This window comes from Pseudomonas serboccidentalis, from assembly GCF_028830055.1.
Lineage (GTDB): Bacteria > Pseudomonadota > Gammaproteobacteria > Pseudomonadales > Pseudomonadaceae > Aquipseudomonas > Aquipseudomonas serboccidentalis.
In genome coordinates this window covers 1,298,546-1,319,646 of sequence record NZ_CP101655.1, presented here as the reverse complement: position 1 = coordinate 1,319,646, position 21,101 = coordinate 1,298,546, and the positions used below count along the sequence as shown (strand labels likewise).

The 21,101-nt window shown below is 60.2% G+C and carries 22 protein-coding genes; 8 read left to right on the top strand and 14 right to left on the bottom strand.

The genetic code is table 11. The annotated features are described in order from the left end of the window. Positions 1 to 21 precede the first annotated feature (21 nt). The 3 genes from NN484_RS06100 to NN484_RS06090 all read left to right on the top strand — a co-directional run bounded on the left by NN484_RS06100 (position 22) and on the right by NN484_RS06090 (position 2,954). Positions 22 to 738 (top strand): lysozyme inhibitor LprI family protein, encoded by a 717-nt coding sequence (locus NN484_RS06100; protein ID WP_215500765.1) that lies wholly within the window; start codon positions 22 to 24, stop codon positions 736 to 738. Positions 739 to 782: 44 nt separating this feature from the next. Then, positions 783 to 1,781, top strand: a complete 999-nt coding sequence (locus NN484_RS06095) for a hypothetical protein (RefSeq protein WP_274658731.1) — start codon at positions 783 to 785, stop codon at positions 1,779 to 1,781. A gap of 84 nt (positions 1,782 to 1,865) precedes the next feature. Then, a complete protein-coding gene (locus NN484_RS06090; RefSeq protein ID WP_274658730.1) occupies positions 1,866 to 2,954 on the top strand; it encodes a hypothetical protein in 1,089 nt (362 codons plus the stop codon). 56 nt (positions 2,955 to 3,010) lie between these two features. Here NN484_RS06090 and NN484_RS06085 read toward each other — a convergent pair whose 3' ends face one another. Continuing rightward, positions 3,011 to 3,382 carry a DUF6124 family protein gene (locus tag NN484_RS06085; protein ID WP_274658729.1) on the bottom strand — a complete coding sequence of 124 codons (372 nt, stop codon included), beginning with the start codon at positions 3,380 to 3,382 and terminating at the stop codon, positions 3,011 to 3,013. A 596-nt stretch (positions 3,383 to 3,978) separates the two neighbouring features. On the opposite strand from NN484_RS06085, the gene NN484_RS06080 reads away from it, so the two are divergent. Further along, a complete protein-coding gene (locus NN484_RS06080) occupies positions 3,979 to 4,362 on the top strand; it encodes a helicase (RefSeq protein WP_039757355.1) in 384 nt (127 codons plus the stop codon). A 263-nt stretch (positions 4,363 to 4,625) separates the two neighbouring features. Here the strand turns inward: NN484_RS06080 and NN484_RS06075 are convergent, their stop codons facing one another. The 6 genes from NN484_RS06075 to exbB form a co-directional block, all read right to left on the bottom strand. Beyond that, a complete protein-coding gene (locus NN484_RS06075) occupies positions 4,626 to 6,026 on the bottom strand; it encodes an aminoacyl-tRNA deacylase and HDOD domain-containing protein (protein WP_127648095.1) in 1,401 nt (466 codons plus the stop codon). Between the two features lie 79 nt (positions 6,027 to 6,105). Further along, positions 6,106 to 8,181, bottom strand: coding sequence for an ATP-dependent DNA helicase RecG (gene recG, locus NN484_RS06070; RefSeq protein ID WP_274658728.1), 2,076 nt, complete (start codon positions 8,179 to 8,181; stop codon positions 6,106 to 6,108). A gap of 9 nt (positions 8,182 to 8,190) precedes the next feature. Further along, complete coding sequence (locus tag NN484_RS06065) at positions 8,191 to 9,120, bottom strand: hydrogen peroxide-inducible genes activator (protein ID WP_127648093.1); 930 nt, start codon at positions 9,118 to 9,120, stop codon at positions 8,191 to 8,193. Positions 9,121 to 9,333: 213 nt separating this feature from the next. Beyond that, on the bottom strand, positions 9,334 to 10,083 hold the full coding sequence (locus NN484_RS06060; protein ID WP_274658726.1) for a TonB family protein: 750 nt from the start codon (positions 10,081 to 10,083) through the stop codon (positions 9,334 to 9,336). Further along, the gene (gene exbD / locus NN484_RS06055; protein WP_102356286.1) at positions 10,080 to 10,508 is read right to left on the bottom strand and encodes a TonB system transport protein ExbD; all 429 of its coding nucleotides are present in this window, start codon (positions 10,506 to 10,508) and stop codon (positions 10,080 to 10,082) included. The genes NN484_RS06060 and exbD overlap by 4 nt, the downstream gene beginning before the upstream one ends. Positions 10,509 to 10,514: 6 nt before the next feature. Then, entirely contained in the window at positions 10,515 to 11,510 is a 996-nt protein-coding gene (gene exbB / locus NN484_RS06050) for a tonB-system energizer ExbB (protein WP_127648091.1), read from the bottom strand. A gap of 188 nt (positions 11,511 to 11,698) precedes the next feature. Here exbB and NN484_RS06045 point away from each other — a divergent pair, with 188 nt between their 5' ends. Then, positions 11,699 to 12,556 (top strand): SDR family oxidoreductase, encoded by an 858-nt coding sequence (locus NN484_RS06045; RefSeq protein ID WP_215500544.1) that lies wholly within the window; start codon positions 11,699 to 11,701, stop codon positions 12,554 to 12,556. A 138-nt stretch (positions 12,557 to 12,694) separates the two neighbouring features. Here NN484_RS06045 and NN484_RS06040 read toward each other — a convergent pair whose 3' ends face one another. From NN484_RS06040 to NN484_RS06015, 6 genes are all read right to left on the bottom strand, one after another. Beyond that, on the bottom strand, positions 12,695 to 13,435 hold the full coding sequence (locus NN484_RS06040; protein WP_215500545.1) for a putative periplasmic lipoprotein: 741 nt from the start codon (positions 13,433 to 13,435) through the stop codon (positions 12,695 to 12,697). A gap of 73 nt (positions 13,436 to 13,508) precedes the next feature. Then, entirely contained in the window at positions 13,509 to 13,889 is a 381-nt protein-coding gene (locus tag NN484_RS06035; protein ID WP_003229509.1) for a RidA family protein, read from the bottom strand. Between the two features lie 24 nt (positions 13,890 to 13,913). After that, entirely contained in the window at positions 13,914 to 16,019 is a 2,106-nt protein-coding gene (gene spoT, locus NN484_RS06030; RefSeq protein ID WP_274658725.1) for a bifunctional GTP diphosphokinase/guanosine-3',5'-bis pyrophosphate 3'-pyrophosphohydrolase, read from the bottom strand. A 57-nt stretch (positions 16,020 to 16,076) separates the two neighbouring features. Then, positions 16,077 to 16,340, bottom strand: a complete 264-nt coding sequence (gene rpoZ / locus NN484_RS06025; RefSeq protein WP_008030604.1) for a DNA-directed RNA polymerase subunit omega — start codon at positions 16,338 to 16,340, stop codon at positions 16,077 to 16,079. 167 nt (positions 16,341 to 16,507) lie between these two features. Continuing rightward, complete coding sequence (gmk, locus tag NN484_RS06020; protein ID WP_127648088.1) at positions 16,508 to 17,128, bottom strand: guanylate kinase; 621 nt, start codon at positions 17,126 to 17,128, stop codon at positions 16,508 to 16,510. Positions 17,129 to 17,140: 12 nt separating this feature from the next. Continuing rightward, positions 17,141 to 18,004 carry a YicC/YloC family endoribonuclease gene (locus NN484_RS06015; RefSeq protein ID WP_115986348.1) on the bottom strand — a complete coding sequence of 288 codons (864 nt, stop codon included), beginning with the start codon at positions 18,002 to 18,004 and terminating at the stop codon, positions 17,141 to 17,143. Positions 18,005 to 18,274: 270 nt separating this feature from the next. Here NN484_RS06015 and rph point away from each other — a divergent pair, with 270 nt between their 5' ends. Beyond that, positions 18,275 to 18,997, top strand: coding sequence for a ribonuclease PH (rph, locus tag NN484_RS06010; RefSeq protein ID WP_064589819.1), 723 nt, complete (start codon positions 18,275 to 18,277; stop codon positions 18,995 to 18,997). Positions 18,998 to 19,026: 29 nt separating this feature from the next. Next, complete coding sequence (locus NN484_RS06005; protein WP_003229492.1) at positions 19,027 to 19,395, top strand: DUF4870 domain-containing protein; 369 nt, start codon at positions 19,027 to 19,029, stop codon at positions 19,393 to 19,395. Between the two features lie 179 nt (positions 19,396 to 19,574). Here NN484_RS06005 and NN484_RS06000 read toward each other — a convergent pair whose 3' ends face one another. After that, a complete protein-coding gene (locus tag NN484_RS06000) occupies positions 19,575 to 20,354 on the bottom strand; it encodes an exodeoxyribonuclease III (RefSeq protein WP_003229491.1) in 780 nt (259 codons plus the stop codon). A gap of 82 nt (positions 20,355 to 20,436) precedes the next feature. Between NN484_RS06000 and pyrE the strand changes: the two genes are divergently transcribed. Continuing rightward, on the top strand, positions 20,437 to 21,081 hold the full coding sequence (pyrE, locus tag NN484_RS05995) for an orotate phosphoribosyltransferase (protein WP_127648086.1): 645 nt from the start codon (positions 20,437 to 20,439) through the stop codon (positions 21,079 to 21,081). Positions 21,082 to 21,101: the final 20 nt, after the last annotated feature.

Genomic DNA, 21,101 nt, shown 5'->3' with positions numbered 1-21,101 from the left:
TTTATCGCGTTGCCTCTTGGGATGCTGTGCGCGTCATTCGCGCACGGCGAGGACGCCTGTAAAGTCATTACCGTGAGTTGGCAATACGATGAGTGCGTGGAGGCCGACCGTAAGAATGCCGACGCACAACTCAATGCCAGCTACAAAAAACTGATGTCGCGGTTTGAGTCCAGCCCCGAACCGGAACTGACCAAGACAAATATGGCCACTGCCAAAGAGTCGCAGCGTGCCTGGATCAAATTGCGTGACACCACCTGCCCCCTCGAAACCACGGCTGTCGCACCCGGTTCGCAGGCTTATTCCCAAGTACTCAATAAGTGCGTCACCAGAATGAGTCTGGAGCGTGCCGCCTACCTGGATGCGATTGCGCCTGACGGCCCGAGTGAAGTGGTCGATGTGGCCAAGGTTTCTGCATCGGCCTCGCAACGTTTCGGTGATGTGGTAGCTCGCTACGTCACTACGTTTGGCAACCCTTGCCTCAATGTCCAGATTCTCGCGCCCGATGGCAATTGGCGAGTGCTGGCGTCCAAGCGGTTCTGCAGTTTCGAGGGCAAGTCGTTTTGGGATGGCTATGCCAGTGCGGTGTTTGAGGATCATGCGTTCGCTACTGATGGTTTACACCTGACGCTCAGCTTGTTCGAGCTTCGTGGGGAAGGAGAGAAGCGCCTCGCTTGTGTGATACCGATTCGGAATGAACAAATCAAAGAGCTGAAGTGCGGCGCGCCTGAATCATCGTGAAACCATCAGCGTAATCATTTGAAGATTGATCAACAGGGAAGTGAGTGGAATTGGCCAAGCTCTTAGGTTGTATGGGTGCGTTTGGGCTCATGGTTGGCCTGTCGGCTCAGCCGTCATTGGCGGAGGATCCACAAACCATTGGTGAGTTGCATCCACCAGTAGTTGCTTCCGTAGGCGATCAAAAGATCACGGTGTTCTTTTTGAAGAACAACCTTAAAGATCTGGAGAGGGTGATTCACGTGCCTGATGCCGAAATTTTCTATGCACCCATAAGTGCGGTGACGCCTTCGTTGAATTATGTGTGGAAGGTCGAAGGCGAGCAGATCGCCTCGGTGTTCTTTTTTGAGCGCAAATTCCCTGAACGGGCGGGGAAGTCCATGTTTGTTCTGACGGAGTCACGTGAGTCGAACAGCGGATTTCGGGGCGTTTCCTATTCAACCCAAGAGTTGCACCTCGTCGAGAGTGGAGGTCGGCTGTCTTTGGAATTTTTTCGCGGCAATGCCTATCCCCCTGAATTGCAGAACTGTTATGAAGGTCGCGACTTGGATAAAGGGGTAGACGTGGAGTGCGCATACAAAGACGCGGCAAGTATTAAGAAGTTTTTGGCCATTCAGGATGCGAAGATGATTGCTGATTCAAAGCTGGATCAGGACAACCGTCAGAAACCAATCAAAACCAATGGCGACTCGGCCGACACCGCTTGCCCTTCGAGCAACTTTGCAGCATTTCTCACAGCCTTCTCCGAGCGCGCCGATGTGCAGAAATCCTTCGTCCAGCAGCCACTGAAAATGGTTACAACTGTGGCCGGCGATCCCGAACCCGAGATGGAAAAGCGCAGCCTCAGCGGCGATCAGCTCAAGTTTCCAATCTTCCCGGATCAAGTGACGCGAGATATTCAGGGCCTGACGTTGACCGTCAAGGAAGAGCGGGGCGACAAGGCGACTGCGATCCTGCAGAAGCCAGATACCGACTACGTCTTCGAGTATCGGTTTGTCCGTGGGCAATGCTGGCAGTTGGAAGAAGTGATGGATTACTCGCTTTAAAACGCAGAGAACTGGCTGAAGAAAGAAGTCTGTTCAATCAGACCCGTAAATCATGAGCAGGGAAGCAAGTTGAAAAAATTATGCTTGATCGCGTTATTGCTGTGTTCTTTCTCTGTGGCAGCGGCGCCGGTGTTCCCGTCACTCAAGTCCTGCATGGACGCTGACAGCGGCTGCTCGTTGGAGCTGAAAGGCAACTTTCTGGTGGACGCAAAATCCGGGCGAAGTCTCTCCGAGGAGGCGGAGTCGGCCGGGGCAATGAGTAGTTTCTGGCTGTATCGAGATGGCGAGCGTTACATCCTGGAGAACGAAAATTACTCCCAGGCCAAGTCGCGTCGTTGGCTGGTTTTTACCTACGACAACGGAAGAGTAGTACTCGACGGCGCGTATATTTTCTCGATAGACATTAATCCGAACACCGGGCCCTACTGGCACGGCTACGACTGCCGAGGTGATGCCCAGCCGTTTGCAGTGCCAACGAAAGAACCCTTCAGTGATGTTGCCTTGGAGGCGTTGTGCGGTGGTGCTGAAGGCAGGGTGGTCTCAGGAAAAAACAAGGCAATGCCCGTATCAGCCAAAGGGCTGGCCGTCAGTGTTCCCGTTTATCACGCCCGCAACCGTGACGGTTCAGCGACGTACCTGTTTACTGAAAGTGATGTTCCGGAGCTTTCGAAGCTGGTGTGTTTGTCCAATTGCGCCGATGTCAGTCAAACACCAGAACGCGTCTCGCAAGAAACAGCGTCATTGCAAAGCGGGCAGGATGGAACGTTGTGCTCCGCCGAAGAGGACATCTACTTCAGCTGTCCTTTGACGGGGGGGAAAACGGTTTCTGTTTGCGCGCAAGGGAACAACAAGCCCACTGCCGGATATGTTCAATACCGTTACGGTGTTCCGGGAAAGATAGAAATGCTCTATCCGCAGAAGAGCGTGCCTCCCAAGGGCAAGTTCTTCGTAGTGGATGCGTCGGAAGGCAGCGTTAACCTGAACAACATCAAATTCAAAAAGGGCCCGTATACCTACCTCGTTAATCAGGCGTTTGTGAGTTTTCTGACGGTGCTCAAGGATGACAAGGTGGTGTTCCGGCAGTCTTGCAGCGCGGGTGGTTATTCATTTGTTAGTCGGGTTGCCCGTCAGGGCATAGAGGCACTGCCTAAAAGCGCTGAAGACTTTAGATAGCGAAGACGACTGCAGAAAGGGAACTTAACGTCCCCTTTTTTCATCCGCAAATCTCGCTACGGCTTGGCCACCACGTTCCGCATTTCAATATGGTCGAGCGTCCCTTCCACCATCAATCGCACCCCGTCTGCCATTCTGCTCAGGGCCAGTGCCACCGAGCGGCGTGAGCCGTGGAGGTCGTCGGCGAGGTCGCAGGCGATGACGCTGATAGACAGGAGGTCTTCGGAGGCGTTGGCCATGAGGGCTTCGGCGTCGGTGCCGGGGGAGAGGCTGAAGAGGCCGGTTTCGCGTTTGGGGTGTGGTTCGAGGGGCGGTTTGAAGTGGTGGTCGAGGGCGCGCTCGGCGGCTTCGTGGAATTTCTTTGATTCGAGAGATTCGTAGGGCGATATATCTGGGGTTTCGGGGGGATTGGGTGTTGGTTTGATCATTTAAATATACCGATTAAGGAGCTAACACCCTTTCGCTCGCACTTCGAATTAGGTGGCAGCTGTGTATAGGTGTGCAAGACCGGCAATCGGCAAACCGGCAGACCCGAAGGTCTCCCACACACAGCTGCCATAACGATTTGCGAGCATAAGAAAACGCTCGGTGAATAGCTATAACCGATAGTGTGCCGATGCGGACTTGCACGTCCGTATCGCCGATTTTGCGGCGACCCACAGAGCCTATCGATAGCCAGCCAACTCGCCTAGTTCATGGACAGCACCGCACTTTGCAGGAAATTTCCCATAGATTCGCGGGCCGGAAGATCAAAAGATCGCAGGCTTCGCCAGCTCCTACAGGGATGTGTTTCAACAGGTGTAGGAAAGGTGAATGGTGAGACGCGGAGCGTCTCGGGATGCATTCCCACGCGGAGCAAGGGAACGATCTGTGCGGGTGTAGGACGTTGCTTGCGGAATGGTGACTTGGTGGTCATCGTGCGGGAATTGGTCTGCATCCTCTTCCAACAGCGGCAGATAGTGGCGTTATCGTCCGAATCCCTTACACTGCCCCGGCCGTTCATTTTCCTTTTGAGGCTGTGCGCATGAAATTTCGTTTTCTTCTGTGGATGATGGGTTTGTTGATGGGTAAGGCCAGCCGGACAAATCCTGCGTTCCAGCAGCAGTTGGGTGACAAGGATCTGGTGTTTCAGCTGCAGACGCTGGACGGGAAAGTGGCGCGGCATTTCGTGGTGAAGGATCAGCGCATCACCAGCAAGTCTGGGGTGGTGGCGGAGCCGGCATTTGCGATTGCGTTTAAAGATGCGGGTTATGGCTTTGCCACGATGCAGGCGAAGAACAAGCAGTTGGCGTTTATGCAGGGGATTCAGGACAAGTCGATTCAGCTCAAGGGCAACCCGGCGCTGGTGATGTGGTTTCAGGGGTTGATGAAGTATTTGAAGCCGAGGAAGGCCAAGCCGAAGGCTTGAGCCGAGTCTTGATGAGAGGAGCTTTTGTGGCGAGGGAGCTTGCTCCCGCTGGGCTGCGGAGCGGCCCCAAATCCTGAAAGCCGAGTTTTGCCTGACACACCCTGCCGGCTGGTTTTGCGACTGCTGCGCAGTCGAGCGGGAGCAAGCTCCCTCGCCACAGGGTTTTGTATGAGTCAGTTGGACCGGGGTGGATTCATCGCGAGCAGGCTCACTCCTACAGGGATTGCCTAACCCTTGTAGGAGCGAGCTTGCTCGCGAAGTATTTAGGCCTGGCTGAACTGCGAGGCCAGTTCGCGCAGCAGGACTTCAGCCTCAAGGACTTTGCTGACCACGTCGTTGGCTTTGTCGCGGCTCAGGCCGACGCGGTCGAGCAGGGCGTCGGGGATGTCTTCGTCGGGGCCGGAGCCGATGCCGCGGCTGCGCAGCAGGCGCACGGCCAGGCAGACGAGGTTCGGGTATTCGGCGTAGGCGCCGTCGTAGCTTGGGTCGTGCTGGAAGCGCAGGGCGGTGGCCAGTTCATCGGGCATGTCCCAGTAGCGCATCAGCCACGAGCCGATCTGTTCGCGGCTGATACCGAGCAGGTGTTGCTCGATGTAGCTGTGGCACAGGTGCGGGTTGACCTCCAGGTGGCGGCAGATCAGCGAGAAGTGCGGCGGGAACACGTGGGCCAGCAGCAGGTAACCGAAGTTGTGCAGCAGACCGGCCAGATACGTCAGGCCGGCTTCCGGGCGCTGGGCGCGTGGCATGGCGCGGGTCAGGCCTTCGATGACGGCGGCGGTGTAGATCGACTGCTGCCAGTACGGCGTGGTGTGTTGCGGGTGATCTTTGGGCAGGCTCAGGGTCTTGCCGAGGGCCAGGCCCAGAGCGAGGTTGATCACCAGATCGAAACCGAGCACGCGAACGATCGCGTCTTCCACCGAACGGATCTTGCCCGGCGAGGCGTAGTACGGCGACGCCGCCCAACTCACCACTTGCGCAGCCAGCGCCGGGTCGGTTTCGACCACGCCGGTGATGTCGTCGATGGTGGCGTTGGGGTCGACACGCAGCTTGATGATTTTTTGCGCAGTTTCCGCCAGCGGCGGAATCTCGATAGTCGCCTCCAGACGCTGCTGAATGCGCCGCGCGGTGAACGCCTGCACGGCTTGGGTGATTTCCTCGCGGTCATCGTCCGGACGGTCGAGGTTCGGGCGGATGCTGCTCAGGGCTTCGCCGAAGTTGGCGGCGCTGGCCTTGGTCAGCATGGTCTTGAAGGCTTCGCTGGTGATTTCCAGCAGCAGGCCCGGCTCACCGGAGTTGATCAGCAGCTTCGGCTCACGCAGCAGGCTTTCTTCATACAGGCATGGCGAGCTGGTCAGTGCCGGCAGGCCCGGCAACAGGCTCAGGCTGTGTTTGCCGAGCATCTTTTCCAGGCGCTCGGTGGACACGGCGGTCAGGCGCCGCCCCGTCAGTTCGGCGAGGCGGTTGAGGTCCAGCAACTGGCTCTGCGCAAACAGCACCATCAGCGCGCCGACGGCGTCGTCCAGCAACACGGCTTGTACTTTGCGCGAGGCATTGAGGCCGTGGTGGTCGAGCACTTCTTCGTAGGCGATACCCAGCTTGCCGAGCAGCAGCCGAATTACAGACGGCGCGTGCGGGAGTTCGGGGGCGAGAGCTGCGTCAGTCATGGTCTGTATCCGTTTTTGAAACAATGGCAGGAGTATAACCAGCTTGCTCGCAACGGGCTTTGAGAAACTGCGACGGTGCTCACACTTGGCCGTATTGCTGCCCATGCCGCAGCCAGCGGTCGAGCAGCGGACTGACGTGAGTCGGCCAGCGCTCCAGCAGCGCTTGTGCGGCATCGCGCACGGCGGGCAGCAGATCGGCGTCGCGCATCAGGTCGGCGACCTTGAATTGCAGCAGGCCGGTCTGACGCGTGCCGAGCATTTCGCCGGGGCCGCGCAGTTCGAGGTCTTTTTCGGCGATGACGAAACCGTCGTTGGTCTCGCGCATGATGCCCAGGCGCTGGCGACCGATCTGTGACAGCGGCGGATGGTAGAGCAGCACGCAATGGCTGACCGCGCTGCCCCGACCGACACGGCCGCGCAACTGGTGCAACTGTGCGAGGCCCAGACGCTCGGGGTTTTCGATGATCATCAGGCTGGCGTTGGGGACGTCGACGCCGACTTCGATCACCGTGGTGGCGACCAGCAGTTGCAGGTTGCCGGCCTTGAATTCAGCCATGACCGCGGCTTTTTCGGCAGGCTTCATGCGCCCATGAATCAGCCCGACTTTCAGCTCGCCGAGGGCGGCGGTGAGGTCTTCGAAAGTGGTTTCGGCAGCTTGGCAGGTCAGCTCTTCCGACTCTTCGATCAGCGTGCACACCCAATAGGCCTGACGCCCTTCGGCGCAAGCGCTGCGTACCCGTTCAATGACTTCGACGCGGCGGGTGTCGGTGACCAGCACGGTGTTGACCGGGGTGCGCCCGGGCGGCAGTTCGTCGAGGATCGAGGTGTCGAGGTCGGCGTAGGCGCTCATTGCCAGCGTCCGTGGAATCGGCGTGGCGGTCATGATCAATTGATGCGGGCACATGCGCCCGCCGACGCCTTTCTGCCGCAGCGCCAGACGCTGCTGCACGCCGAAGCGGTGTTGTTCGTCGATGATCACCAGCGCGAGGTTCTTGAACTGCACTTCGTCCTGGAACAGCGCGTGGGTGCCGACCACCATTGGCGTGCCGCTGGCGATCTGCTCCAGCGCGGCGACGCGGTTTTTGCCTTTGAGCTTGCCGGCCAGCCACGCGACTTCAATGCCCAGCGGTTCGAGCCAGCGCTTGAAGGTGATGAAGTGCTGCTCGGCGAGGATCTCGGTCGGCGCCATCAGCGCGACTTGGTAGCCAGCTTCCAGCGCTTGCAGCGCCGCTAAGGCCGCGACCACAGTTTTGCCGGCGCCGACGTCGCCCTGAATCAGGCGCAGCATCGGTTCGTGCTGGCTGAGGTCGTAGGCGATTTCGTTGCCGACACGTTGCTGGGCGCCGGTCGGGTTGAAGCCGAGGTTGGCCAGGTATTTCGGCGGCAGCTTCGTGGCTTTTGGCATCGCCGGCGCGCGCAGCGAACGCATGCTTTCGCGCAGGCGTTGCTGCGACAGTTGATGGGTCAGTAGCTCCTCGAAGGCCAGACGATGCTGGGCCCAGTGATGACCGAGGGCCAGTTCATCAACGTCGGCGTCAGCGGGCGGGTTGTGCAGGTAGCGGATCGCATCGGCCAGTGGCGCGAGTTGGTAGTCGCGGGCCAGTTCGGTCGGCAGCCAGTCGGGCAGGGTGGCTGGCTTGAGCAGGGTCAAGGTCTGCATGCACAGCTGACGCAGACGCTGTTGGGTCAGGCCTTCGGTGAGCGGGTAGACCGGGGTCAGGGTTTCATCCACCGGCGGCGGTTCGTCACCGGTGATGGCGCGGTATTCCGGGTGGTAGATTTCCAGCCCCGAGGCGCCGGGCCGCACTTCGCCGTAGCAGCGAATCCGCGTGCCGCGCTTGAGGCCTTCTTTCTGCGCATTGCTGAAGTGGTAGAAGCGCAGACTCAGGCCACCGGTGCCGTCCTGCATGCGCACCACCAAGCTGCGACGTCGGCCCATGACCACGTCGGCACCGCTGACGGTGCCTTCGACCACGGCGTCCTGACCCGGCCGCAAGTGGCCGATCGGCACCACGCGGGTGCGATCCTGATAACGCAGCGGCAGGTGAAACAGCACGTCCTGGAGGTTCTCCAGGCCGACCTTGGCCAGTTTCTCGGCCATGGCTTCGCCGACACCCTTGAGTGCCGTCACCGACACTTGCGACAGCTCAGTCATGACGCTCGCTTAACCGGCCGTAACCGGCGCCGCTGGCTTGGCCACCGAGCACAGGCGAACGGAGTCGGCGAGGATCTCGATGGCTTTCGGCCGCGGGAAGCTGGCGCGCCAGGCAATCGCCACGGTGCGGAACGGCACCGGCGCCGACAGCGGCCGTACTTCGATCACGCCCGGGGCGTAGTGATGGCTGTCGACGGCCGACAACGGCAGGATCGAAATGCCCAGACCGGACGCGACCATGTGGCGGATGGTTTCCAGCGAGCTGGATTCCACCGTGGTGTGCTTGGCGCCGTCGTTGCCCTTGGCCAGGGTCGGGCAGGCTTCGAGCACCTGATCGCGGAAGCAATGGCCTTCGCCGAGCAGCAGCAGGCTCTTGTCGTTGAGCAGGGCCGGGTCGATGGATTCTTTTTGCGTCCACGGGTGCTGGGCCGGCATCAGCACGTAGAACGGCTCGTCGTACAGCGGCAGGGTCAGCACGTCGGCTTCGTTGAACGGCAGGGCGATGATGATCGCGTCGAGCTCGCCGTTGCGCAGTTTGTCGCGCAGCACGTGGGTGAAGTTTTCTTCGATGTACAACGGCATCTGCGGGGCGACCCGGTGCAGTTGTGGAATCAGGTGCGGGAACAGGTACGGGCCGACGGTGTAGATCGCGCCGACTTTCAGCGGGGCGGTCAGCTGGTTCTTGCCGGCTTGGGCCAGTTCACGGATGCCTTGCGCTTGCTCCAGCACCTTCTGCGCCTGCGCAACGATGCCTTCGCCGACCGGGGTCAGGCGCACGGCGCTTTTGCTGCGCTCGAAAATCAGCACACCGAGTTCGTCTTCAAGTTTTTTCACGCCCACCGAGAGGGTTGGCTGGCTGACGTGGCAACGCTCGGCGGCGTGGCCGAAGTGCTGCTCTTGGGCGAGGGTAACGATGTAGCGTAATTCTGTGAGAGTCATAGCGAGCGTCCATGAAGTTGCGGGCCAAGCATAACGGCTGCAATCGATAGACGCACGTTATCAGACTGAGTGAGGAATGCGACACCGGGCAATGTGAGTTTGCCGTTTATGGATGAGGTGAAAAGCAAAAGATCGCAGCCTTCGGCAGCTCCTACAGGGGAATGCGGATACCTGTAGGAGCTGCCGAAGGCTGCGATCTTTTGATCTTGCTACTTAGCGGCGGCGTTCGAGGGAGTACACAAACGGCGCAACAATTTCGATCGAGCCGTTGTTCAGCATGTCGGCCGGCGGCTTGGGCAGCGGCTGCGCGCGGCGGATCATTTCCAGGGTGGCCCGGTCCAGATCGGCGTTGCCGGAACGGCCCACCAGTTCGAACGACAGCACGTTGCCCTCGCCATCGACCACGAAGCGCAGACGGTTCAAGCCTTCCTTGCCCCGTGCCTGAGCGCTGGCCGGGTACTTTTTGTACTTGGCCAAATGCGCGAGCAGGGTGCCTTGCCAGCTGGCTTTGGCGGCCAACTGTGCGGGCGACGGCCCCGGTGCCGGCTGCGCGGATTTCTCCGTCGGTGCCTGGGTCGGTTGCGTGTCAGCCGGTTTTTCCTCGGAAGGTTTTTCCTTCACAGGCTCCGGTTTTTTCTCGACCGGTTTGGGCGGCTGCGGTTTCGGTTTTGGCTTGGGTTTGGGCTTCGGTACGGCAATCTCGGCCTTGGGGGCTTCAGCCAGTTTCGGAATCGGCAACTCTTCGACCGGAGCCGGTGGCTGCGGCGGTGTGACGACTTTCGGCGGAGCAGGCGGTGGCGGGGCCGGAACCGGTGCCAGCTCGACCATCATTGCCTGAGGCGGCAATTCGATGGGCGGATGGGCGGTCCAGTTCAGCGCCAGCGCGATGGCCAGCGCGTGAACGCCCAGCACCACGGCCAGGCTACCGCTGTAACGCGTCAGCTTATGGCGCGTCGTGATCATTTCTTGGCTGCGCTCTCGAGGCCCACCAGACCGACCTTCAGGTAACCGGCCGAGCGCAATTTATCCATCACGCTCATCAGGTCGCCGTAGTCCACGCCTTTGTCGGCCTGGAAGAAGATGGTGGTGTCTTTCTTGCCTTGAGTCTTGGCGTCGAGCATGGCGCCGAGGGTGTCAGCGTTGACTTCATCGTCGCCGATGTACAGGCGCTGATCGGCTTTTACGCTGAGGAACACCGGTTTCTCCGGCCGCGGCGCCGGTTTGGCGGTCGAGGCGGGCAGGTCGACTTTGATGTCCACGGTGGCCAACGGTGCGGCCACCATGAAGATGATCAGCAAGACCAGCATCACGTCGATGAACGGCGTGACGTTGATTTCGTGGTTCTCGGCCAGATCGTCGTCTGCGCCTTCTTTCAAATGCAGGCCCATGGCCGATTACCCCACTTTCACCATGTGCGGTTGCGAGCTGCTGCGCTCAGGCTGGTGATCGAGGTCGCGGCTGACCAGCAGCAGGACCTGCGCCGAAGCGTCGGAGACCTGCGCCTTGTAACCGGCGATGGAGCGGGCGAACACGTTGTAGATCACAACGGCTGGAATCGCTGCAACCAGACCCAGTGCGGTGGCCAGCAGCGCTTCGGCGATGCCCGGTGCCACGACGGCGAGGTTGGTGGTCTGGGTCTTGGCGATGCCGATGAAGCTGTTCATGATGCCCCACACGGTACCGAACAAGCCGACGAACGGCGCGGTGGAACCGATGGTGGCGAGGACGCCGGTGCCGCTGCTCATGTTGCGGCCACAGGCGGCTACCAGACGTTCGAGGCGGAAGCTGACACGCTCCTTGATGCCTTCTTTCTCACGGCTGTTGACCGACAGGCGCATTTCTTCGAGCGCGTCGTGCACCAGCAGGTTGGCGAGGGTGCCTTCTTTGGCGGCCGTCGCGCTGGCCTCCTTGAGGGTGGCGGCTTTTTTCAGGGCGGCGATTTCACCACGCAGACGACGCTTGGCGCCCATCAGCTCGAAGCCTTTGGCGATCCAGATGGTCCAGGTGATGATGGAGGCGATGGCCAGACCGATCATCACGATTTTCACGATGATGTCGGCGTTCTGGTACATGCCCCACGGCGACAGGTCGTGGGCCATGCCCAGGCTGTTGTCGGCTTCCAGCTGTTGCGGGTCGATCTGCTTTGCCAGTTCGCCGAACCTGGCCAGGGATGCTTGTACTTCTGGCGGCAGTGAAGAGGTGTCGACGCTGCCGTCAGGATTTCTCGGCACGTCCTGTGGAGCGGTGGCGGCCGATGGGGTGGCAGCGGGGGCAGTGGCGTCAGCAAAGGCTGCAACCGGTGCCAGCATGAGGCTGAGCAGCAGGGCGGCTACCGCGCTCCAGGTGCGAGGTCGTGTGGTTGGCGAAGCGGGGAATAGATTACGTGTCATGCTGGCCGGACCTGAGATAGAAAAACGGTGATGCTCTTCCAGGCCTCGTGAGGCCGAGAACAAAAGTGGCGTGCATTATTGCAAGTAATTCTTGTTAACAAAAGTAATAGAGTATCTTTTTTTCGATGATTGCTAGCCACTCGTCACCCGGTGAGCGTGGTTTAAGCCCTTGTAACGGGAGTTTTTGAATGTCTGCGCCTTCGGTTTTGATCGCCGGTTGTGGTGATGTCGGGAGCCGTCTGGCCAAGCAATTGGTGGCAGGCGGATGGGAAGTGCACGGCCTGCGCCGCGACGTTTCGCGCCTGCCTGAGGGCGTCATCGGCGTGGCGGGTGACTTGTTCAAGGAGGATTGCCCCGAGACCTGGCCGGTGGGGGCGGTGGATTATCTGGTGTATTGCGCGGCAGCCACCGATCACGATGAAGCCGGTTATCGCGCGGCGTATGTGCAGGGTTTGCAGAACGTATTGAGTTGGCTGGACGACTACGGGCAGACCCCTGATCGACTGATCTTCGTTTCCAGCAGCAGCGTGTATGGGCAGCAGGAAGGGGAGTGGGTCGACGAAAACTCAGAGACCGTCGCCAGTGGATATTCCGGACGGTTGATGCTTGAGGCTGAGCAAGTGGCTCTGAAAAGCGGCATCCCGGCGAGCATTCTGCGCCTGACCGGTATCTACGGTCCGGGACGTGAGTGGCTGTTGACTCAGGTGCGTCGCGGTTATCGGGTGGCGGTCGAGCCGCCGCTGTACGGCAATCGCATTCATGCCGATGACGCGGCAGGGCTGATGGCGTTTCTGCTGGAGGCGGATCGTCGGGGCGAGCCGTTACAAGACATCTATATCGGTGTGGACGACGCGCCGGCGCCGCTGGCCGAGGTGGTCGCGTGGCTGCGGGACTATCTGGGGGTTACCGAATGGGCGGACGACGCCAGCGTGCGCCGCACAGGTAGCAAACGCTGCAGCAATGCCCGGGCGAAAGCGTTGGGTTGGACGCCGACGTATCCGAGTTATCGCGAAGGTTATGCGGCAATCCTGGAAGGGAAGTGCTGACTTGCGGTCACCCCAAACAATTGTAGGAGTGAGCCTGCTCGCGGTGCGGCCATAACATTCAACACTTATGTTGGCTGTTAAACCGTCATCGCGAGCAGGCTCACTCCTACAGGGTTATGTGTCGCTCTCGGGGGATGCTTACTGCTTCTCCAGCAACCACTTGCGCTCACCCGGGGTGAACTGCGGCATTTCATCCGCCAGTGCGCTGTTCACCGCCTGGAAAATCTCCAGTGCCTTGCCTTTGCGGGCAAAGATCCAGTTGTTGCCCTGGCCGTTGAGCTGCAGCCACATGCTGTCGTGGTCGCTGTTCATCGAGGCGCAGTCGCCCGCCAGGCACAGGGCGTAGCGGTCGGCGCCGGGCAGGCCGGAGACCTGGCCATCGGCCTGGAACTGCACGGTGTTGCCTTCGCCGTCGCCGCTGGCAATCTTCCAGCTGCCGCCCAGATACGCCGAATACAGCGCACGTTCGAAGCTGGCGCCGATCGGTGCGCCTTCCGGCACGGGGATTTGTGCGCGGTCGAACACCTGATCGGGTTCGTTCTCGGTGGCGGCTTGTTTCATCTGGCCGCCGTCGCGTTTCAGCTCGCTGCCGGAGCTGCCATAGAAGTCGACTTTCCAGGCGCCGGACTGTTCGCCCTGCAACCGTCCTTCGACGTTCTCGAAACCGTTGGTGTAGCGGGCCTGACCGGCCTTGGTGTTGACGTCCCACTCCAGGTTCGGGCCATAGGCCTGAAGCGCTTCGCGCAGGGGGCCGCCCTTGGCAGCAGCATCGATCGCCACCTGGTTGATCCAGGTGCCGCTGATGTCACGGTCGGCGGGGTCGCTGGCACAGCCGCCGAGGAAAATGGCGAGCAGCGAGAGAGCAAGCGCTTTGCGCATGGTGGAATCCTTTCAAAACCTTTTCTTTACCGCAGAGCAGTCGGCGCAGCGGTTGAAGGCTGCGCCGCGTGCATTACTCGATGACCAGGATGGCATCCATTTCGACTTGCGAGCCCTTCGGCAGGGCAGCAACGCCAATGGCGGCGCGGGCCGGGTACGGCTGGTCGAAGTATTTGCCCATGATCTCGTTGACCTTGGCGAAGTGGCTCAGGTCGGTGAGGAAGATGTTCAGCTTGACGATGTCCTTGAACGAACCACCGGCGGCTTCGGCGACGGCTTTCAGGTTCTCGAACACCTGGACGGTCTGGGCTTCGAAGCCTTCAACCAGTTCCATGGTCTTTGGGTCCAGAGGAATCTGACCCGACATGTAGACGGTGTTGCCGGCCTTGATCGCCTGGGAGTACGTACCGATGGCGGCTGGGGCCTTGTCGCTGGTGATAACAGTCTTGGTCATGTATGACTCCTTGTAATGGTTGAGTTATGCACGCATGCGGGTGATGCGGATGACCCCGGTCAGGGCGCGCAGTTTCTTGATCACGCGGGCCAGGTGCACACGGTCGTGGACGCTGACCACCAGTTGGACGACGCTGATGCGGCCATCGCGCTCGTCCATGCTGATTTTCTCGATATTGCCGTCGGCTGCGTTGACGCTGCTGGCCAGCAGGGCGATCAGGCCGCGCTGGTGCTCCAGCTCGACGCGCAGTTCGACGTTGAATTCGCCGGTGACATCCTTGGCCCACGAGAGCTGGATGCATTTTTCCGGGTTGTGCCTGATTTCGCTGATGTTGCGGCAGTTGTCCAGGTGCACGACCATGCCTTTGCCCGCCGACAGGTGACCGACAATCGGGTCGCCCGGGATCGGCGTGCAGCACTTGGCGTAGCTGAGCACCAGACCTTCGGTCCCGCGAATCGCCAGTGGACCTTCCGGGCTCGGCAATTGTTCGCCTTCGCCGAGCAGGCGACGTGCCACGACGTAGGCCATGCGGTTGCCCAGGCCAATGTCTTCGAGCAGGTCTTCGATCAGTTCCAGGCGATATTCGCTGAGCATCACCTTGACCCGCTCGGCCGGGATCTTCTCCAGCGAACTGTCGAAACCGTTGAGCACCTTGTTCAGCAGGCGTTCGCCGAGACTGATGGACTCGGAGCGGCGCTGCAGTTTCAGCGCATGGCGGATGTGCGTACGCGCCTTGCCGGTGACCACGAAGTTGAGCCACGCCGGGTTCGGTCGGGCGCCGGGCGCGCTGACGATCTCGACCGTGGAGCCGCTTTGCAGCGGTTCGGACAGCGGTGCAAGACGGCGGTTGATCCGGCAGGCGATGCAGCTGTTGCCGACGTCGGTGTGTACCGCGTAGGCAAAATCGACCGCTGTGGAGCCTTTGGGCAGCTCCATGATCCGGCCTTTGGGCGTGAACACGTAGACCTCGTCCGGGAACAGGTCGATCTTCACGCTCTCGATGAATTCCAGCGAGTTGCCGGCACGTTGCTGCATTTCCAGCACGCCTTTGACCCACTGACGGGCGCGGGCGTGAGTGCCTTTGGGCTGCTCGTCACCGCTGGATTTGTACAGCCAATGAGCGGCAATGCCGTTGTTGGCCATCTCTTCCATTTCACGGGTGCGGATCTGGATCTCGATCGGTACGCCGTGCATGCCGAACAGCGTGGTGTGCAGCGACTGATAGCCGTTGGCCTTGGGGATCGCGATGTAATCCTTGAAGCGCCCCGGCAACGGTTTGTACAAATTATGTACAGCACCCAGCACGCGGTAGCAGGTATCGACCTTGTCGACGATGATCCGGAACGCATAGACGTCCATGATCTCGTTGAAGGCCCGACGCTTGCCGCGCATTTTCTTGTAGATGCCGTAGAGGTGTTTCTGGCGACCGCTGACTTCGCCCTGAATGCCGTCGATAGCGAGGCAATGGCCGAGGGATTCTTCGATCTTGTTGACGATTTCCTTGCGGTTGCCCCGGGCGCGCTTGACCGCCTGGTAGATCCGCGCGGAACGCATCGGATGCATCGCCTTGAAGCCAAGGTCTTCGAACTCGATACGAATTGCGTGCATGCCCAGGCGATTGGCGATGGGCGCATAGATCTCGAGGGTTTCTTTGGCGATCCGACGGCGTTTTTCCCCGGACAGCACTTCCAGCGTGCGCATGTTGTGCAGACGGTCGGCGAGTTTGACCAGGATCACGCGAATGTCGCGCGCCATGGCCATGGCCATTTTCTGGAAGTTTTCAGCCTGGGCTTCGGCCTTGGTCTCGAAGTTCATCTGGGTCAATTTGCTGACCCCGTCGACCAGTTCGGCCACGGTTTCACCGAACTGCGCTTGCAGCGCTTCCTTGGCGATACCGGTGTCTTCGATCACGTCATGCAGCATCGCGGCCATCAGGCTCTGATGGTCCATGTGCATGTCGGCAAGAATATTGGCCACGGCAAGAGGATGCGTGACGTACGCCTCGCCACTGCGACGGCGCTGACCGTCATGGGCTTGTTCGGCGTAGAAATACGCTCGGCGGACCAGGTTGACCTGGTCGTTGCCGAGGTAGGTCGATAAGCGATCGGCGAGGGCGTCTATGCTCGGCATGATGACTCCTGCCGTAGGCTGTGTTCCCGCGCCGTGCTACGTCGACCAGGCATAGGCTTAGACGGCCTCGTTGGACTCGTCCTCGAAAGCAGCAAAGAGCGGTTCATCCTGGACGATTTCCTGCTCGGCGATGAACTCGTAGCTCATCAGGCCTTCAGCGATTTCACGCAGGGCGACAACGGTAGGCTTGTCGTTTTCCCACTGGACCAGTGGCTCTTTGCCGCCGGTGGCCAGTTGACGGGCACGCTTGGTAGAGAGCATGACCAGCTCAAAGCGGTTTTCCACGTGTTCTAGGCAGTCTTCAACGGTTACGCGGGCCATGGTATTCCTCGGAGCGAATGCAATATGCGCGCTGCCCGGTTGGGCGAGCGGACTCAACAGTTTAAAAAATCACCAGCGATTAGGGAAGCGCTGATTTTTTGACCAGACCCTTCAACGCGCTGCAAGCACCAATGTAAAGCGCTTGCAGCGGTTTTGGGAAGAGCTGTTTAACCGAGCAATTCGGCCAGCAATCTGCCGAAACGCACTTGCTGGCGTTTCTGTTGCAGCTGATTGGCGCGGAAAATCGCTTTCAGATCGTCCAGCGCGTGGGCGAAATCGTCGTTGATGATCAGGTAGTCGTACTCGACGTAATGGCTCATCTCGTTGACGGCTTCACGCATCCGGCCATCGATGATCTCGTCGCTGTCCTGGCCGCGGTTGGTCAGGCGCTGGTGCAGGGCTTGCAGCGACGGCGGCAGGATGAAGATCGAGCGCGCCTGCGGCATCAGCTTGCGCACTTGCTCGGCGCCTTGCCAGTCGATTTCCAGAATCAGGTCGTGACCTTCGTCCAGTGTCTGCTGCAGGCGGCTTTGCGAGGTGCCATAGAAGTTGCCGAAGACTTCGGCGCGTTCGAGGAAGTCGCCGTGTTCGCCCATCTTCACGAACTCTTCGCGCGTCACGAAGTGATAGTTCACGCCGTCCACCTCGCCCGGGCGCATGGCGCGGGTGGTGTGGGAAATCGAGACGCGGATTTCCGGGTTGGTGTCGGTCAACGCCTTGACCAGGCTGCTCTTGCCTGCGCCCGAGGGGGCGGAAATGATGTACAGGGTGCCAGTGCTGTGGGTCATGTCGGGGTAGCCTTACTCAATATTCTGCACTTGTTCGCGCATCTGCTCGATCAACACCTTGAGGTTGACGGCGGCTTGGGTGCTGCGCGGGTCGAAGGCCTTGGAGCCCAGTGTGTTGGCTTCGCGGTTGAGTTCCTGCATCAGGAAGTCCAGGCGCCGACCGGCGGCACCGCCGGACTTGAGCACCCGGCGAACTTCGATGATGTGGGTGCTCAGGCGATCCAGTTCTTCGGCCACATCGCTCTTTTGCGCGAGCATGACCATTTCCTGTTCCAGGCGCTGCGGGTCCAGCTCGGCCTTCATGTCGGCGAAGCGGTCGAGGACTTTCTGGCGTTGGGTCGCGAGCATCTGCGGCACCAGTTCGCGCAGGGTCACGACATCCTCTTCAATGGAGGTCAGGCGCTCGTTGATCAGGCGTGCCAGCTCCGCGCCTTCGCGCTCGCGGCCGGCCTTGAGCTCCTTGAGGCCTTGATTGAACAGTGCCAGTGCCTCGGCGTTCAGCGCTTGCGGGTCAGTAGCATCGGCCACCAGCACGCCAGGCCAGGCCAGCACTTCCAGTGGGTTCAGCGCCGCCGGGTTCTTGATCAGGCCGGCAACCGTTTCGGCAGCGGCGACCAGTTGCGCAGCGCGTTCGCGGTCGACTTGCAGCGGCTTGCCGGTGCTTTCTTCGGTAAAGCGCAGGGTGCATTCCAGTTTGCCCCGCGACAGGCCCTGGCGCAGCGCTTCACGCACGGCGCCTTCGAGGTCGCGGAACGACTCCGGCAGGCGCAGGTGCGGTTCGAGATAGCGGCTGTTGACCGAGCGCAGCTCCCAGCTCAGGGTGCCCTGGACGCCGGCTTTCTCGACGCGGGCGAAGGCGGTCATGCTGTGCACCATGGCGGTGACCTCGCAATGCAGATCGGCGCAGAAGGGATGTTCCGCAGGCTCGATATCAATGAATTTAAGCCGACTGGCAGCAAAGGCGCAGGATTGTAGCGCAGTGCGGCGGATGCGCCCAAACACACGGTGTGACAAAGGGCTGCAGGCCGTCGGTTATGCGCGTTTCAGGGCCTTGGGTCGACAGCCGGAATTTTTAACCCGTGCCCAGGCGCGGTGCAGCGCTCTATAATGCTCGGCAGTTTTCCGTCCCCAGTACAGGTATTCCCTATGAAACGTCCAAGTGGTCGCGCTGCCGATCAGCTTCGCTCGATCCGCATTACCCGCAACTACACCAAACACGCCGAGGGATCCGTACTGGTCGAATTCGGTGATACCAAAGTCATCTGCACCGTCAGCGTCGAAAACGGCGTGCCGCGTTTCCTCAAAGGCCAGGGCCAGGGCTGGTTGACCGCCGAATACGGCATGCTGCCGCGCGCCACTGGCGAGCGTAACCAGCGTGAAGCGAGCCGTGGCAAGCAGGGTGGCCGTACCCTGGAAATCCAGCGTCTGATCGGCCGTTCCCTGCGCGCTGCGCTGGATATGTCCAAGCTGGGCGACGTGACCCTGTACGTCGACTGCGACGTGATCCAGGCTGACGGCGGCACCCGTACCGCGTCGATCACCGGCGCCATGGTGGCACTGGTCGATGCACTGAAAGTGATCAAGAAGCGCGGCGGCCTGAAAGGCGGCGACCCGCTCAAGCAAATGATCGGCGCGGTGTCGGTCGGTATGTATCAGGGCGAGCCGGTGCTGGATCTGGACTATCTTGAAGATTCCGCCGCCGAGACCGACCTCAACGTGGTGATGACCAGCACCGGTGGCTTCATTGAAGTTCAGGGCACCGCTGAAGGCGCGCCGTTCCAGCCTGAAGAGCTGAACGCCATGCTGGAACTGGCCAAGAAAGGCATGAACGAAATCTTCGAACTGCAACAGGCTGCACTGGCCGACTGAGCAGGTTCGTAACCCGCAAGGAGGACGCGATGAGTGATGAGCAAGAGTTACTGCCCAAACCGAGCCAGGAGGTTCGCCAGTGGGCGATGTTTTGTCACTTGTCCGCCTTGCTGGGGATCTGGATTCCGTTCGGCAACCTGATCGGGCCGTTGATCCTGTGGCAGATGAAGCGCGAAACCGATCCGTTCATCGATGCCCAGGGCAAGGAAGCGCTGAACTTTCAGATCACCGTGGCGATTGCTGCCGCGATCTGTCTGCTGCTGATGGTGTTGATCATTGGCTTCTTCCTGCTGGGTCTGCTGGCCATCGGTGCACTGGTGCTGACGATCATTGCCGGGGTGAAGGCTAATGAGGGGTTTCCTTACCGTTACCCTTTCACTTGGCGGTTGATCAAATAATAACCAGTGCAAATCCCCTTGTAGGCGTGAGCCTGCTCGCGATAGCGGTCTGTCAGTCGCTGTATCCGTGACAGGAATATCGCCATCGCGAGCAAGCCCGCTCCCACAGAGCGGCAAAAATCAGCGCGCACAAAAAAGCCGACAGCGATGTCGGCTTTTTTGCATCCACGAATCGACGCTTAGATGGTCAGCGTCCAGTCGTAGTCGACGATCAGCGGCGCGTGCTGCGAGAACCGTGGCTGACGCGGCAGGCGTGCGCTGCGCACGAAGCGTCGCAGGCCTGGGGTCAGCAACTGGTAATCGAAGCGCCAGCCCAGATTCAGCATCTCGGCCTGTTCGTTGTCCGGCCACCAGCTGTATTGGTCGCCTTCGCGGCTGACTTCGCGCAGCGCATCGACATAGCCCATGTTGCCGACAATCTCGTCCATCCAGGCGCGTTCTGGCGCCAGGAAGCCCGGGGATTGCTGGCTGTCGCGCCAGTTCTTGATGTCGAGCTTCTGCTGCGCCACGTACAGCGAGCCACAATAAATGTACTCGCGACGTTTGCGCCGCTGTTTGTCCAGGTACTTGCCGAAGTCGTCCATGAGCTTGAACTTCTGGTTCAAGTCCTCATCGCCGTTCATCCCCGAAGGGAGCAGCAAGGTGGCAATACTGACTTTGTCGAAATCTGCTTGCAGGTAGCGCCCGTAGCGGTCGGCCGTCTCGAAACCGAGACCGCTGATGACAGCCTTCGGTTGCAACCGCGAATACAAAGCCACGCCACCTTGGGCAGGGACTTCAGCATCGCAGGCATAAAGGAAGTAGCCATCCAGTTGGAAGGCTGGGTCATCCAGTTCAAAGGCGGAGGCACGGGTGTCCTGCAGGCAGATGACGTCGGCATTCTGTGCTTGCAGCCAACTGAGCAAACCACGCTCGACTGCAGCCTGAATACCATTGACGTTCACACTGATGATCCGCATAAATGGCCCCAAAAATCGCGTGCGTGTATGATACACGGCGTCAAGCTAATTAGCTAAATCCGTGGTATTTGGGGTTTTTTTCATGCAAGCGTATCAGCGCGATTTCATTCGTTTTGCCATCGATCGCGGCGTTTTGCGCTTCGGTGAGTTCACCCTGAAGTCCGGGCGCACCAGTCCTTACTTCTTCAACGCCGGCCTGTTCAACTCGGGCTCGGCCCTGGCGCAGCTGGGGCGTTTCTACGCGGCAGCCATTGTCGAGAGCGGCATTGCGTTCGACGTGCTGTTCGGCCCGGCCTACAAAGGCATCCCGCTGGCGGCGACCACCGCCGTCGCGCTGGCCGAGCACCACAACCGTGACCTGCCATGGTGTTTCAACCGCAAGGAAGCCAAGGCCCACGGCGAAGGTGGCAGTCTGGTTGGCGCGCCGCTGACTGGCGACGTGCTGATCATCGACGATGTAATTACCGCCGGCACCGCAATCCGCGAAGTGATGCAGATCATCGCGTCCCAGGAAGGCGCCAAGGCCGCGGGTGTGCTGATCGCCCTGAACCGTCAGGAGCGTGGCAACGGCGAGTTGTCGGCAATTCAGGAAGTCGAGCGTGACTTCGGTATCCCGGTGATCAGCATCGTTTCGCTGAACCAGGTGCTGGAGTTCCTCGCGGATGATCCGCAGCTCAAACAGCATCTGCCGGCCGTGGAAGCGTATCGCGCCCAGTTCGGCGTGTAATCGCGCCCGCAGGCAAACAA

Bases quoted from the DNA above. Each gene is read 5' to 3' on its own strand.
- NN484_RS06100 (WP_215500765.1), top strand. From the start codon at position 22: ATGCTGTGCGCGTCATTCGCGCACGGCGAGGACGCCTGTAAAGTCATT.
- NN484_RS06085 (WP_274658729.1), bottom strand. From the start codon at position 3,382: ATGATCAAACCAACACCCAATCCCCCCGAAACCCCAGATATATCGCCC.
- NN484_RS06080 (WP_039757355.1), top strand. From the start codon at position 3,979: ATGAAATTTCGTTTTCTTCTGTGGATGATGGGTTTGTTGATGGGTAAG.
- NN484_RS06075 (WP_127648095.1), bottom strand. From the start codon at position 6,026: ATGACTGACGCAGCTCTCGCCCCCGAACTCCCGCACGCGCCGTCTGTA.
- recG (WP_274658728.1), bottom strand. From the start codon at position 8,181: ATGACTGAGCTGTCGCAAGTGTCGGTGACGGCACTCAAGGGTGTCGGC.
- NN484_RS06065 (WP_127648093.1), bottom strand. From the start codon at position 9,120: ATGACTCTCACAGAATTACGCTACATCGTTACCCTCGCCCAAGAGCAG.
- NN484_RS06060 (WP_274658726.1), bottom strand. From the start codon at position 10,083: ATGATCACGACGCGCCATAAGCTGACGCGTTACAGCGGTAGCCTGGCC.
- exbD (WP_102356286.1), bottom strand. From the start codon at position 10,508: ATGGGCCTGCATTTGAAAGAAGGCGCAGACGACGATCTGGCCGAGAAC.
- exbB (WP_127648091.1), bottom strand. From the start codon at position 11,510: ATGACACGTAATCTATTCCCCGCTTCGCCAACCACACGACCTCGCACC.
- NN484_RS06045 (WP_215500544.1), top strand. From the start codon at position 11,699: ATGTCTGCGCCTTCGGTTTTGATCGCCGGTTGTGGTGATGTCGGGAGC.
- NN484_RS06040 (WP_215500545.1), bottom strand. From the start codon at position 13,435: ATGCGCAAAGCGCTTGCTCTCTCGCTGCTCGCCATTTTCCTCGGCGGC.
- NN484_RS06035 (WP_003229509.1), bottom strand. From the start codon at position 13,889: ATGACCAAGACTGTTATCACCAGCGACAAGGCCCCAGCCGCCATCGGT.
- spoT (WP_274658725.1), bottom strand. From the start codon at position 16,019: ATGCCGAGCATAGACGCCCTCGCCGATCGCTTATCGACCTACCTCGGC.
- rpoZ (WP_008030604.1), bottom strand. From the start codon at position 16,340: ATGGCCCGCGTAACCGTTGAAGACTGCCTAGAACACGTGGAAAACCGC.
- gmk (WP_127648088.1), bottom strand. From the start codon at position 17,128: ATGACCCACAGCACTGGCACCCTGTACATCATTTCCGCCCCCTCGGGC.
- NN484_RS06015 (WP_115986348.1), bottom strand. From the start codon at position 18,004: ATGGTGCACAGCATGACCGCCTTCGCCCGCGTCGAGAAAGCCGGCGTC.
- rph (WP_064589819.1), top strand. From the start codon at position 18,275: ATGAAACGTCCAAGTGGTCGCGCTGCCGATCAGCTTCGCTCGATCCGC.
- NN484_RS06005 (WP_003229492.1), top strand. From the start codon at position 19,027: ATGAGTGATGAGCAAGAGTTACTGCCCAAACCGAGCCAGGAGGTTCGC.
- NN484_RS06000 (WP_003229491.1), bottom strand. From the start codon at position 20,354: ATGCGGATCATCAGTGTGAACGTCAATGGTATTCAGGCTGCAGTCGAG.
- pyrE (WP_127648086.1), top strand. From the start codon at position 20,437: ATGCAAGCGTATCAGCGCGATTTCATTCGTTTTGCCATCGATCGCGGC.